The 13,639-nt window shown below is 37.5% G+C and carries 8 protein-coding genes; 7 read left to right on the top strand and 1 reads right to left on the bottom strand.

Annotation, left to right across the window (positions count from 1 at the left end; genetic code table 11):
- Positions 1-232: 232 nt before the first annotated feature.
- A complete protein-coding gene (locus B5X53_RS01325; RefSeq protein ID WP_079711431.1) occupies positions 233-3,001 on the bottom strand; it encodes a helix-turn-helix and ligand-binding sensor domain-containing protein in 2,769 nt (922 codons plus the stop codon).
- Between the two features lie 82 nt (positions 3,002-3,083).
- Here B5X53_RS01325 and B5X53_RS01330 point away from each other — a divergent pair, with 82 nt between their 5' ends.
- From B5X53_RS01330 to B5X53_RS01360, 7 genes are all read left to right on the top strand, one after another.
- Positions 3,084-4,016, top strand: a complete 933-nt coding sequence (locus B5X53_RS01330) for a DUF6807 family protein (RefSeq protein WP_079711432.1) — start codon at positions 3,084-3,086, stop codon at positions 4,014-4,016.
- A gap of 123 nt (positions 4,017-4,139) precedes the next feature.
- On the top strand, positions 4,140-5,978 hold the full coding sequence (locus B5X53_RS01335) for a PLP-dependent aminotransferase family protein (protein WP_079711433.1): 1,839 nt from the start codon (positions 4,140-4,142) through the stop codon (positions 5,976-5,978).
- Positions 5,979-6,078: 100 nt separating this feature from the next.
- Positions 6,079-6,966 (top strand): DMT family transporter, encoded by an 888-nt coding sequence (locus B5X53_RS01340; RefSeq protein WP_079711434.1) that lies wholly within the window; start codon positions 6,079-6,081, stop codon positions 6,964-6,966.
- A 225-nt stretch (positions 6,967-7,191) separates the two neighbouring features.
- Positions 7,192-9,726: a glycoside hydrolase family 9 protein gene (locus B5X53_RS01345; protein ID WP_079711435.1), complete on the top strand. Its 2,535-nt coding sequence runs from the start codon at positions 7,192-7,194 to the stop codon at positions 9,724-9,726.
- 253 nt (positions 9,727-9,979) lie between these two features.
- Positions 9,980-12,457, top strand: a complete 2,478-nt coding sequence (locus B5X53_RS01350; protein ID WP_079711436.1) for a glycoside hydrolase family 9 protein — start codon at positions 9,980-9,982, stop codon at positions 12,455-12,457.
- A gap of 365 nt (positions 12,458-12,822) precedes the next feature.
- Positions 12,823-13,080, top strand: a complete 258-nt coding sequence (locus B5X53_RS01355; protein ID WP_079711437.1) for a hypothetical protein — start codon at positions 12,823-12,825, stop codon at positions 13,078-13,080.
- A gap of 3 nt (positions 13,081-13,083) precedes the next feature.
- Entirely contained in the window at positions 13,084-13,629 is a 546-nt protein-coding gene (locus B5X53_RS01360) for a response regulator transcription factor (protein ID WP_079711438.1), read from the top strand.
- Positions 13,630-13,639: the final 10 nt, after the last annotated feature.

Here is a 13,639-nt window from a genome sequence, read left to right on the forward strand (position 1 = left end):
GATTTAAATTCGGAAATCAATGTATTAAGAAAGCGTTAACAGCAATAATAAATCACCCTTACAAATAGTATACAGGAAAAATTAGAAGGCAAATTTTGAGAAAAATACATCTATAACCCTCTGAAATCGAAGAATAAGCAGACTATATTTATTTTAAGCTAAATACTGATTTTCTGTGGTTTAGAGAAAATGTTGTGGTAATGTTGAGGAAAAATATAGTAATGTAAAGGCGTTAAAACTTGAGGATGTACTCTACCAACCCCTGATTATGTTTTAAATTCATTTTTTTACGCAAACGATATCGTTTTATCTCTACACTTCTAACCGAAATATTAAGTAGTGGAGCGATCTCTTTTGAAGATAAATTAAGCCTTAAATAAGCACAAAGTTTAAGATCGTTCGAAGTTAGGTTAGGATGTTCCTTTTTTACCGATTGCAGGAAATCCTTGTCGGCATTGTCAAAAGCTTCTTTAAAAAGTTTCCAGTTATCCTTTTCGGCAATATTCTTATTAATAATAGAAATCACCTCCTGAATATCTTCCTTCTTATTAGCTTCAGCGAGTTTATTTTTAAGCTGGGTAAGAAATTCATTCTTTTTAATAATATTCATTGTAGAGGCCGCTAATTCGCGATTTTTAGAAGCCACATCAGATTCCAGTTTCTGGTTCTGAAGAGTAATAATTTCCTGTTGAGATTCTAATTGTTTTATTTCCAGCTTCTTTTTATTCTGCTCCAATAATCTTTGGCGCTGTTTCCTGTAATACCCGGTATAAATTTTATGCAGAATAAAAATGAGCAGTAAGAAAAGTAAAACGTAAACTATTATGGCAACAGTAGTTGCATACCAGGGTAAAGCAATGCTAAAAGCATAAGTAGCTATTTCACTTATATAGTTATCATATTTCCCACGTACTTCAAAAACATAATCTCCCGCCGGAAGGTTTTCAAAAGTTGCATTACCGTTGCGTTGCCAGGTGCTCCAACCCGTACTAAAGCCTTTAATTCTATAACTATAAACCGGTTTTGCAAGTTTGGAATAGGCAGGTATACTAAATTCAAAATTGATATTATTAACCGAATTTGGTAATTCTAATTGATTAAGGTTTAATTCGTGACTTTTAAACTCCTCTTCCAGGGCAGCCGTAGAAACCTTGTTAATATTTAGATCTTCCATAGAAGGCAAATCTAAGGGCGTAGAAAAAATAGTATAGCCCACGTTAGATCCCACTAAATATTTGCTTTCGCCAATTAGCGATATATTTTCAAAACCCTTGGCAATACTTCTATATTCTAAAGGAATGGCTGCCGATTTTGCGCTTAGCCTATCCTGAAAAGCATCGCGAGTAACATATAAGAGATTGTCCTGGCCAAATCCCCACCATGTATTATCTTGCAAAACCTGGGAAATTCCGCTAATTCTTTGTTCTTTAATTAAATTGTTTAATTCATTTTCAGGGCTGAAAGTATCAGTTTCAGGTTCATATTTATAGATTTCATCTTCTGTAGAATAATAGATAGAATCGTTAAACTGAAATACTTTAAGCCCCATCCCACCATCGTAAGAAACGCTGTAATTTTCCAGGTTTGAAACTTCAGTAACTTCGGCATTAATTTTCAATTTAAAAACACCTTTATGGTCGTGGCCCACCCAAATAGTAGAATCGTTCTCTACCACTAAATTCCGGGAAGAAAGATCAAAATTTGACAAATAAACAGGATCGTTTTCAACATTTTCTTCTTCCCAAAAACTAATTCCGTCGTAATGTCCCTGAAGCAATCCGTTTTTAAATTCCCTTATTTCCCAAACTCCGGGTCCATCAGAAATATGGGTAGCACTATTCCCTTCTATGGCAAAAATTCCGCGATCATGCCCTGCGTAAAGTTTTCCTTTAATTTCATTAATACTCCAAACCTGCCCGCTAGTGCCGGGAATAAGTTCATAATTACTAGAAATTCCGGTTTTAAAATATAAACCCTGATTAGTGCCTAAATACAAATTATCACCAAACTGATGACTGCAATAAACCGTCCCTACTTTTCCAGAAATATCTGTGAACAATCTAAAAGGACTTTTACGATTAATAAGCACAAGACCATTATCAAGCCCACCCCAAATATTGCCTGCTTTATCTTCTAAAATTGATAAAACCGTATTGTTATTAATTACCGGTTGAAGCAACTGATAATTTTGTGAGGTTTCCAGGTTATAAACGTGCAAACCGTTTCCAATACTTCCTAAAACAAGGGTTTGGTCTTCGAGTAATTTTGCGGTAAAAATACTTTCATCTAAAGGATAATCTTTAAACTGAAAAGGCTGCCAGTTTGTTCCTTCAATGGTAAAAAGTCCGTCATCACGAGTAACGGCAAGCATTTTATTTTCTTCAAAAGAAAACAGGCCAGCAATGGGTTTGTCTTTAATTTTAGTATTAGAAATAACCTGTTCAATCCTTCCATTTTCTATGGTGTAAAGTCCGTCTTCTGCAACCTGGTAATAGAGTTTACTATTGACCTTAAATAAATTAGATATAATATTACCCGCATTAATTGTATTAATTTCTTCTGTATCCCGGTTATAACTATAAAGCCGACGTAAACTTTGAAAAATAATATATTCTTCCAGCGCTTCAATATGCCAGAATTGTTCTCCATCAAGGATTTTTTCGTCAGAAATATTTTTTAAGCTGGTGTAATCGAGTTCTCCTTTTTCATCTGCTTCCCAAAAACCAAAATCCATATAAGATCCGGTATAAATTCTTTTATGCTTAGCTAAAACAGAGCGAACCGCACTGGCATTTGGTACCTTATGCAAATCCCAGTGTTCACCGTTAAAAGAGAGTAAGCCGAGATTATTCGCTATATAAATATGATTATTTTCGGCCTGCGTCATCATCCAGTTTTGATTGCCGGCGTTGTAGATTCCGGGGTCAAAATTGGTAATTGGCGGCAGCTCCTGAGCAAACAGGCTAAAGCTGAAAAAGAAAAAGAGAGCAAGTAAACGCATAGTTTAGCAAAAAACGGAAATTACTAAATAATATGGGGTCTAACTAAATTTAAAATATAGAGGAATTTAGTAATTTTCAAGTATGAATCAATTTCACCTTTTCAATAGGGCATTCTGCTTATTGGTTTTCCTAAGCCTACAACAGCACTTATGTTCCCAGGAGTTGCGATTTAAGAAAGATACTGAGGGAGTGCTGTTGCTTGAAGATAGTAAGCCACGATATTTTTACCAGGTAAAAACCAAAAGTCTGGACGGCAAATATGGAAGAGCTAATTATGTACATCCTTTATATAGCAATAATGGAAAAGTTATTACAGAAGATTTTCCTGAAGATCATTTACATCATCACGGCATTTTTTGGTCCTGGCACCAGTTATATGCTGAAGGAAAACGCGTAGGCGATCCTTGGTTAAGTAAAGAGATTTATTGGGAAGCTGAAGTTATAGAAACCTTTGTAAACGAGAAAACCGCCACATTAAAATCTGAAATTAAATGGTTTGGCGCAACTGATAAAAAAGCTGTATTAAAAGAGCATCTTGAGCTGACTTACGAGCGATTTAATCAGGAAACCTATGCTCTGACTTTTAAAATAGAACTTTCGGCTTTAAAAGATGGAGTTTGTATTGGAGGGTCTGAAGATGCAAAAGGCTACGGTGGGTTTTCACCCAGGATAAAACTACCAGGAGATGTGGTTTTTGAATCTACAAACGGGATTATCACCCCGCAAAACCTCCCGGTACAGGCCGGCACCTGGATTAACCTAAAAGGCAGCTTTAATAATTCAGGTAAAATTAGCGGAATTGTGATTATGGGTGAACCCGAAAAATTACCAAATTACCAGGGCTGGATTTTAAGAAGTGCCAACAGCATGCAAAATATGGCTTTCCCTGGGCGCGAACCAATAGCCATTAAAAACGGGGAAAAACTTGAATTTCGAAATCAAATCCTGGTGCATAAGAATATAAATATTTCTGAAATTGAAGATTACTATAAAAAATTCAAGGGAGGTAAATAAGATTCAAATTTTACCGTATTCCAATTAAGAAAAGAATTATGGCGACACTTAGAAAATCGATCGCTTTTACTTTTAAAATTGTCTTAAGCGGTTTATATTACCGACTTATCTAAAAGTGAAGTTATGAAAGAGCAGGAAGTGCTAAACTATATTGAAGATGTAATAGAAAACGTACCCAATGACTGGTTACAACTAACCACACACAGATTGGATATTTATAATGAAAAATTGGCGAAAACTGAATTTCTTGAAAGGTTTGAAACCTTATTTGCCGAAAAAAATGCTAAAACTTCTACCCTTAAGGAATTACCTACAGCTTTCGATTACATTCGTTTAGGCCACCCTTTATCTTCTGTTCTGGAATGGGGAATTGCTAAATTAAACAATCTCAAGCCCGACAATATTATCAGTTTTTCTTCCAGGACAATGCCTGTTTTAGCCGTTTTAAGAAAAAATCTGTTTGCTAATAAAACTACACAGATTATTTATACCGGTTCGTTACCGGAATATTTTGACGCTGAGACTTTGAAAAAAGTGTACGGATATAATTTCGAATTAAAACAGGTGGAGAATGCTGAAGAAGTTCCTGAGTTTAACGGCAGCACTGTATTTATTTCACAAAAAGATGAAATTGGTAAAGTTGACCTAAACCCAAACATTGACTTTTGGCTTAGCGTTTACCCTAATCTTGGAAGTATTCTACTGGTAAATGGCGAAAAAAATGAGTCTTATATTTCAGAAATTCAGCACGTACGAAGAAGAGAAAGTATTGCTATGACCCCTGCAGATTCATTTTCTGCTTTAAAACAATTAGTAGGTAAACCTTCTTCTAACCGCAACAATATTGAAAACAATAAAGCTAGTGTAATTGCATCAATCCAAAATATTACCGGCACAAATTCCCATGCCTTACTTGCCTCTTGCGGACTTTCGATGCAATATGCAATTATGATGGGACTTATTGACGAGGCGCTGGAAAAACATCCTGGAAAGGTTATTAAAATTGTTGTTCCTCCTAATTGTTATGGTGGTACAAACGACCAGGCGAGACGGGTTGCTGCCAGCCTGGAAAATGTTGAAATTGTAGACTTACCGGTAGACGGAGATAATGATATGGTGCAAAGTACGGCTCTGGTTTTAGACCAGGTAGCGAAAGAAGATGCCGTTCCTTATATTATAGCTGAAATCCCTACCAATCCCAGGGTTGAAGTACCTGATCTCCAAAAATTAAGGGACGCTTTAAGCAAGGAGCGTAAAACTGCCCGTGGAAAAACTGCTATAGATCCTGTATTTATTTTAGATCAAACCTTCTGTCCCAACGTACAATTCTTAGCTAAAGACGGAATATTATCCTCCATACGAACAATTTCATACGTTAGCGGATCTAAATTCCCAAGTGGTGGTAAATGCACGGCCGGTTACTGTGTAGCGAATGAAAAAGCAGAAAATTTATTGAGCAAGATAGAAAAGCATCTTGTATTTTGTGATAATGAAGCTACAGCCCTTCAGGTTGAAATATTGGCGGAACAATTACCTTCAATGAATCAAAGAATTGCCGATGCCTACAAGAATACCCGGGAATTTGTGAATTTTATCAGGAAGACCTTACCAGAGGCGAAAATCAATTTTGTGTCAGAAGAATTAGCTGATCAAGGCTTTACTCCATCTGTATTTTCATTAGATCTTCCAACAAAAGGAAATACCGCCGAAGAGCGAGAAGCTTATAAACGGGGATTAAATCAAAAACTAATTAATATGATGATTAGTGAAATCCCCAACGAAAGTAAATATTGTGTGAGCTATGGGCAGTTAAAAGGTTGTTACTGGACAATTCCTGCAACGTCTACCCAGGGAACAACTAAAGAAGCCGACAAAGATTATATTGCCCGGGTATCTGTATCTCCAAATTTAAACCTTGAGCTTCATAAAAAAGTTTTTTTAGATTTCGTTGAGCAAATTTAGAATTAAGGGAGGTATAAAATCCTCCCTTTTTCTATTGTGATTTATCTAATAACTGTATACTTTCAATGGCTAAACAGCAGGTTATAGTAAAACCGCTACTATGAAAAGAAGTACAATTTTACTAATTGTAGGCTTTGTTTTATTATGGAACTCCGGCTTTATAGGAGCTGAATACGGCCTTCCCTATACCGGGCCCTTCACTTTAATCTTCCTAAGATATCTCGTAATAACTGTATTATTGGTGATATACCTGATTATAAGAAAAAGATTGAAATGGGTAGGTTTTAAAGCGGCATCCCTCAATATGCTGATAGGTTTCTTGGCGCATGGGGTATGGCTAACCTGCGTTTTACTGGCCCTTGTTGAGGAAGTTCCGGCAGGGATTGTAGCCCTCATAGTGGCATTGCAGCCGCTAGCTACCGGCGCTCTTTCCGGTTATGTTACCAATGAAAAAACCAATAAATATCAATGGTGGGGATTAATAATGGGCTTTTTAGGTGTGGTATTAACCGTAGCTTTTCGGATAGATTTTAGCAATTCAAGTTCAATTTTTGGTTATCTTATTCCATTAGCATCGGTTATAGGAATCACCATTGCGACTTTAATTCAGCGCAAAATGGAAATAAATGATAAGAACGAAAAACTGCCATTAGACCAAACCCTTTTTTATCAGAGTTTCGCCACTATGCTGGCTTTAGCTATTCCAGCAATTTTTGTTGAAAATTTAGCTGCAAAATGGGTTTCTGAATTTACTTTTGCCATGATATGGCTCATTCTGGCCGTCTCACTCGGGGCGTATATCTTCATGTGGCGGTTAATTGAACGGCTTGATGCCACCCGGGTGGCAAGTTTATTTTACCTGGGCCCACCAGTAACTATGCTAATGGCCTGGTTAGCTTTTGGTGATACAATTAAGATTATGGATATTGTTGGCCTTAGCGTTGTTTTTATTGGAGTAATATTAACTTCCCGGGTAAAATCAAACTGAAGTTTTACCAACCCATTTTAGCTTATTCCTTTTTTATAATGGCTGAAGTACTAAACTCCGTCCCTTATAATGCAATTCGTCTTCCTAAGTTTCTTCAATTGATAAGCTATCATACTTCATTGATAAAAACATTCAAAATAATCAATCTCTTTCCATTCTTTCTCTGAAAAATAATAAAGTGTGTATTTAACAATTATTTTATACTTTTATAAAAACTAAACACTTATGCATCAAAAATCCTCAGTTCAGAATTGGGTACTTATCGTTTTTTGCACCCTATGTACTGGCCAAATATTTGCTCAACTTGAGCTTAACGAAAAAGAATATTTTGAAACGCATGGGCTCAACGTCCTAGTTTTTAGCAACGAGTATAACGGATTCTTTTTTGATGAAAAAAACGCAGGGATTGAACTAATCCATCACGGGATGAGAAGCAGCACCGGTGGTGCGGTAAGGTTACAGAACACGCCGGAACAATGGGATCTTGTACCTTCACTTGTAGAACGTATGGTAGATCCTTCTTCCAATACAATAGAAGTAATTACGAGGTATGAGCAACTGGATTTCACTTCAAAAATTATAGTTAAACCCGAAGGAGAAGGAATGAATATTTCTGTATATCTCGATGAACCTCTTCCTGATGATCTGGAAGGTAAAGCCGGATTTAATTTAGAATTTTTACCGGCTGCTTATTTTGAAAAAACCTACCTGGTAAATGGTAATCCCGGTATTTTTCCCCTTTATCCGTCTGGTAATACCCGAATAAAACCAATTAGCGAAAAAGTAACGCAGTTTGCCGGGCATTCTACCCTGGATACCCGTGGAGAAGAAGAATTTATTGAGCCGCAACCGCTTGCCAGTGGCAATACAATTATCCTGGCGCCAGAAGACCCTTACCATCACGTAGAATTAACTTCAGAAACGGAAATCTCTTTATTTGATGGGAGAAGTCTAGCTCAAAACGGCTGGTTCGTTACCCGAAGTATACTACCGGCAAATAAGACCGGAAAGGTTTTAGAGTGGCATTTAAAAGCCAACACGGTCTCTAACTGGACACGAGATCCCAATATTGGTTTCTCGCAGGTAGGTTATCACCCGGAGCAGGAAAAGGTTGCTATTATTGAATTGGATAAAAATGATAATCAACTCCAGACTGCTTCTTTATACCAGGTAACTCCTGAAGGAAACACCGTTGAAAAATTAAGCAATAAGGTTACAGAATGGGGTAAGCATTTTAGGTATAATTATGCTGAATTTGATTTTTCCGATGTTGCTGAAACAGGGATTTATTATATTAAATATGGAGATCAAACTACAAATACTTTCCCCATTAGTGAGCAAGTTTATGAAACGGCCTGGCATCCAACACTAGATATATTTTTTCCCGTGCAGATGGATCATATGAAGGTAAATGAAGCCTACCGAACCTGGCACGGAAGACCTTTTATGGATGATGCCTTACAAGCACCACTTGATCAGGAACATTTTGATGGCTACAGTATGGGATCTTCTACAGATACAAAATTTGAACCCTATGAGCATATTCCCGGACTTGATGTAGGAGGTTGGTTTGACGCAGGAGACTACGATATTCAAACCGGCACACATTGTCTCACAATTACAGATCTTGTAGCATCCTGGGAAGAGTTCGGGCTAGAGCGCGATCAAACCCATATTAATCAAGAAAATCGTTATGTAGATATTCATCGACCTGATGGAAAAATAGATATCCTGCAACAAATTGAACACGGAACCCTAAATCTTGTGGCACAGATTAATAATATTGGGCACCCGGTGCGGGGCATAGTGGTTCCTAACCTGCACCAGTACCACCATCTTGGAGATGCATCTACAGAAACTGATAACCTGCCTTATAATCCGGAGTTGGAGCCTTTTGAGAGCGATGGTTTGTCTAGCGGTACTTTAGATGACAGATGGGTCTTTACAGAGCGGTCTCCTTACCTGGATTACCGAACCGCTGGTGCATTGGCAGCAGCGAGTCGAGCTTTAAAAGATTACAATTCTTCTTTATCTGAAGAATGCAATGCATTAGCAAAAAAATTATGGGCGGAAAATGAAAATATGCCGCCACAGGAAGCCTCTTCCGGTTATTTTGCACGTTTTTTGAAACTCAGTGAAATGAATGCTTCCATGCAGCTTTATGTAACCACTAAAGATGAAAAATATGCAAAAGCCTTTGAAGCTAAAATCTGGAAGGCAATGGATGAAAGTCTTGAAAGAACCATCGATATCGCTTTACACGCTGCGCCTCATATGGACGGAAACTTTAATAATAAGCTAAAAGATTATGTTCAAAAATATGTAAGCGAGATAGATCAGTTGGAAAAAGACAATCCTTACGGTGTGCCTATGTTCCGCCGACCGGGTTGGGGTGGAAATCACGGAATTATAGATTTTGCCATCGCAAATTACAGAGCGCATAAACTGTATCCCGATTTAGTAGATAAAGAGCATGTATTTAAAGGATTGCACTATATCTTCGGAAGGCATCCGCACTCCAACTTATCTTTCGTATCAGGAGTGGGCACTAAAACCAAGAAAGTTGCCTACGGTAGTAACCGCGCAGATTTCAGCTTTATAGCTGGAGGGGTTGTACCGGGTATTTTATTAATGAATCCAGATTTCCCTGAGAATAAGGAGAATTGGCCTTTTTTCTGGGGAGAAAATGAATATATAGTAGATATTGGAGCCAGCTATATTTTTCTTGTTAATGCAACAAATGAACTCCTGAACGAATAATAAGTTACCGATTAAAAGGAATACGAAGCTGACGGTTAAAGTTATACAGCCTCATCTTTTTACTGTATTATAGTGAAATGAATATTTTTAGCTATTTATAATCCCTTTATAGTCAGAAATAAAGCGCTTTTCTGGCCATTCATTTGTTTTTTCTTTATTTTCAACAGATTTAATAATTTTCGATTAAAAATAAAGAACCATCAACTAACTTTTATAAACCTATCTGCATAGTTTATAGTCAAATCTCACTAATATGAAGCCACTATTACTCCCTTTTCTAATTTGTTTTTCAATAACAACAATTTTTGCCCAAAACCAGGGTGATAGCTTAAGAATTAACGATCAGGAATATTTAGAAATGCGCGGACTCAATGTTATGCTAGCGCATGATTTTTACCCGGAAAGTCATCAAGGCGGCGTTGGAATTATCCAAAACGGAATCAGGGTAGCAACCAATGGCGATTTACGCCTGGAGCCCACCCCAGGGCAATGGCAACCGGTTCCAAAAGTTGGGGAACGCGTTGTAGACAGGGAAAAGAATACAATTAGCGTAAAAATGGCTTATCCTGATGAAGCCAAAAACCGAAAAGGATTTAATCCTATTGAATATCCAAATCTGGAATTTTCTTATAATCTAAAAATAATTCCGCAGGGAAAATCCTTTAAAATCGTGGTAGATCTAGATGAAGCCTTGCCCGAAGAATGGATTGGAAAAGTTGGGATGAACATCGAATTCTTCCCCGGTTACCTTTTCGGAAAATCCTATTATATGGATAATGAATTCGGACTTTTTAACCGCCAGGCAAACGGTCCCGGAGCTTATGATGATAAAGATGAATATCAGATAGAGCCTATGGCCATGGGAAAAGAACTGGTTATTGCTCCCGGAACGCCAAAACAAACCTTAAAAATTGAAAATTTAAAAGGAAATCAATTAGAATTAATAGACGGCCGTGCCCAACATAGTAACGGCTGGTTTGTGGTAAGGTCTTTAGTACCATCTGGAGCTACAAGTAATGCCATAGAATGGCTTATTACTCCAAATACAATGGAAGGTTATACTTACGATCCGGTAGTTCAAATTTCACAGGTAGGTTATCATCCGGCGCAGGAAAAAATTGCTGTGATAGAAACCGAACAAAATGACACCAACCTGAAAGAAGCTAAATTATTACGGGTAAATAACAAAGGCGGTTTTACCGAGATAATTTCACAAAATCCTTCGGAATGGGGCGAATTTCTGAGATATAAGTACTATCAATTGGATTTCACAAATATTAAAGAACCGGGAATGTATGTTGTAAAATACGGCGATTATACTACTGAAGCATTTAAGGTTAGCAAAGATGTTTATAAACGTGAGGTTTGGCAGCCCACTTTAGAATATTTTTTACCGGTGCAAATGTGCCATATGCTGGTAAATGATAGGTATAAAATCTGGCACGGCCGCTGCCATTTAGACGATGCAAGAATGGCGCCGGTAGACACCAACCATTTTGACGGTTACCTACAAGGCTCCGAAACCTTAACTAATTTTGAACCCGGAGAGCACGTTCCCGGACTTGATGCCGGTGGCTGGCACGATGCCGGTGATTACGACCTTAGAATAGAATCCCAGGCTTCCACCATACAGGGGCTTTCGCATATTTACGAGATTTTTCAGGAAGATTATGACAATACCACGATAAACCAGGAAACCAAAACGGTAAATATTTTACAACCCGATGGAAAGCCAGATTTTCTTCAGCAAATTGAACACGGGACCATTCACATCGTGAATGGTTATAAATCTTTGGGCAGATTTTATCGCGGGGTGATCGTTCCAACTTTAGACCAGTATGTTTTGCTGGGTGACCCGGTAAATCATTCTGATGGTGAAATTTATAAAGAAACAGAAACTTCTGCAGATATTCCTCTTGGCCAGGAAGGTGCACCCGATGATCGCTGGGTATTTACCGAAGACAATCCACGTAGGGAATTACAAAGTGCAGCAGCGTTGGCTGCAACTTACAGAACGCTAGAAGATTTTAATACAGAACTTGCCGAAGACGCCCTGGAAATAGCTAAAAAAACCTGGGAAAATACAGGTACAGATAATCCGGTAGATAAACTCAGTTTGAGTGTAGAACTTTTAAAAAGTACTTCTGAAGATAAATATGAAGATTTTATTACTGAAAACACTGATATTTTCTCCGAAAATATTGCGCAAACCGGCTGGGTAATCGCCCCGGTTTTTGATGAAATCCAGGATGAAAATTTCAGGAATAAAATAAAAGCTTCAGTAGAAAATTATTATCAGCAAGTAGAGAAACTGGGGGCGCAAACTCCTTACGGAATGCCTTACGAACCCGATATTTGGGGTGCCGGTTGGGGAATTCAGAATTTTGGGATGAAACAATATTTTTTACATACCGCTTTTCCTGAAATCTTTCCGAAGAAATATATGCTGAATGCACTTAACTTCGTTCTAGGAACGCATCCCGGCGTAAATACTTCTTCTTTTGCCTCGGGAGTTGGTTCGCGCTCTTTAACCCAGGCTTACGGAATGAACAGAGGTGATTTTTCTTTTACTCCTGGTGGAATTGGCTCCGGAACGGCATTAATTCGCCCAGATTTCCCTGAATTGCTGGAATGGCCATTCCTTTGGCAGCAAACTGAATACGTTTTAGGTGGCGGTACTACAGATTACCTATTTTTAGTACTGGCAGCCGATAAATTGTTAAATGAATAATAGTGACCGTTAACCAAGAAATAACTACGTAATATCCAAATTTCAATTATCGAGTAAAATTACCTCTAAAGTGGTATTTTATAAATGATTTCCTGTTTCTATCTTAGCCTTATCAAAATACTAATTTTATTGGTAGGTTAGATTCACAAAGAAGTTCGGGTAGGGCTAACTTCTTAAATGTTTGATTTGGGGATTAACGTTTATGAGTATCTAAATTTTAAACCCATAAAAAAGTATTTGACGCAAAAACCTTCAGGATTTTACTGGAGGTTTTTTCATTTATATAATTTTTCTTCCAGGAGGTTGAAAAGACTGAGGCAAATCTTTTAAATTCCTATATTTATTGCGTCAAACCCATGTACTCTATGCAAAAGGATTTCGAAAAAATCTCAGAATACTGGAAGGAGATGTATTCCCGCCAAGTAAAAGAGTATCGGCCTTTTGAAATTTCTGAAGAATTTAAAAGATTTGCCTCCATTTTCGCCCCGGGAGACTCCTATCTGTATATTGTAAACCTTCATCATTTTGGTCTGGAATATGTTTCCGATTCGGTAGAACGTTTTTTGGGGAAGAAAGCCAGGGATATTAATCTACAGGATCTATTGCAAACCGTAATTGCCTAAGAAATGGAAACCCTAAGCCTTAAAAGTAAGGTTATCAATAATTTTTATACCTCGTTTTTAGATAAAGAAAATGTATTGAACTATAAAAATATATTTTCTTATCGGATGGAAGATGCAAGCGGACAAGTACGAACCATGTTGTACCAGGCTTTCCCCTTAAGTGTTTTAGAAAACGGCACTCCAGAAAATGTGTTATGCATTCAAACCGATGTCTCTCACCTTAAAGTTACCAGCACAAACGCTGTTTCTTTTATTCATATGAATGGTGGAAAATCTTATTTTAATGTCGATATTTCTAAAGGTGAATTTGACGCCGGGGAAAATGCAGCGACCGATTTTTCTGAATTATTGACAGAAAAGGAAAAATTGATAGTAATTAGATTGTCCCGAGGCTTAAATGCCGAACAAATTGCGAAAGAACTAAACCTATCCCCTCACACTATTAAAACCCATAGAAGAAACGTCTTGCAAAAAAGTGGTTGTAGAAATACTACTGAATTAGTTGCAAAATGCCTTACCACCGGAATAATTTCTCCCGGGTTGAATTAGAGAAGATTCA

This window comes from Salegentibacter salinarum, from assembly GCF_900168115.1.
Classification (GTDB): Bacteria; Bacteroidota; Bacteroidia; order Flavobacteriales; family Flavobacteriaceae; genus Salegentibacter; species Salegentibacter salinarum.

What these genes read in the sequence shown, in the direction of transcription:
- B5X53_RS01325 (WP_079711431.1), bottom strand. Translation starts at nt 3,001, where the DNA reads ATGCGTTTACTTGCTCTCTTTTTCTTTTTCAGCTTTAGCCTGTTTGCT.
- B5X53_RS01330 (WP_079711432.1), top strand. Translation starts at nt 3,084, where the DNA reads ATGAATCAATTTCACCTTTTCAATAGGGCATTCTGCTTATTGGTTTTC.
- B5X53_RS01335 (WP_079711433.1), top strand. Translation starts at nt 4,140, where the DNA reads ATGAAAGAGCAGGAAGTGCTAAACTATATTGAAGATGTAATAGAAAAC.
- B5X53_RS01340 (WP_079711434.1), top strand. Translation starts at nt 6,079, where the DNA reads ATGAAAAGAAGTACAATTTTACTAATTGTAGGCTTTGTTTTATTATGG.
- B5X53_RS01345 (WP_079711435.1), top strand. Translation starts at nt 7,192, where the DNA reads ATGCATCAAAAATCCTCAGTTCAGAATTGGGTACTTATCGTTTTTTGC.
- B5X53_RS01350 (WP_079711436.1), top strand. Translation starts at nt 9,980, where the DNA reads ATGAAGCCACTATTACTCCCTTTTCTAATTTGTTTTTCAATAACAACA.
- B5X53_RS01355 (WP_079711437.1), top strand. Translation starts at nt 12,823, where the DNA reads ATGCAAAAGGATTTCGAAAAAATCTCAGAATACTGGAAGGAGATGTAT.
- B5X53_RS01360 (WP_079711438.1), top strand. Translation starts at nt 13,084, where the DNA reads ATGGAAACCCTAAGCCTTAAAAGTAAGGTTATCAATAATTTTTATACC.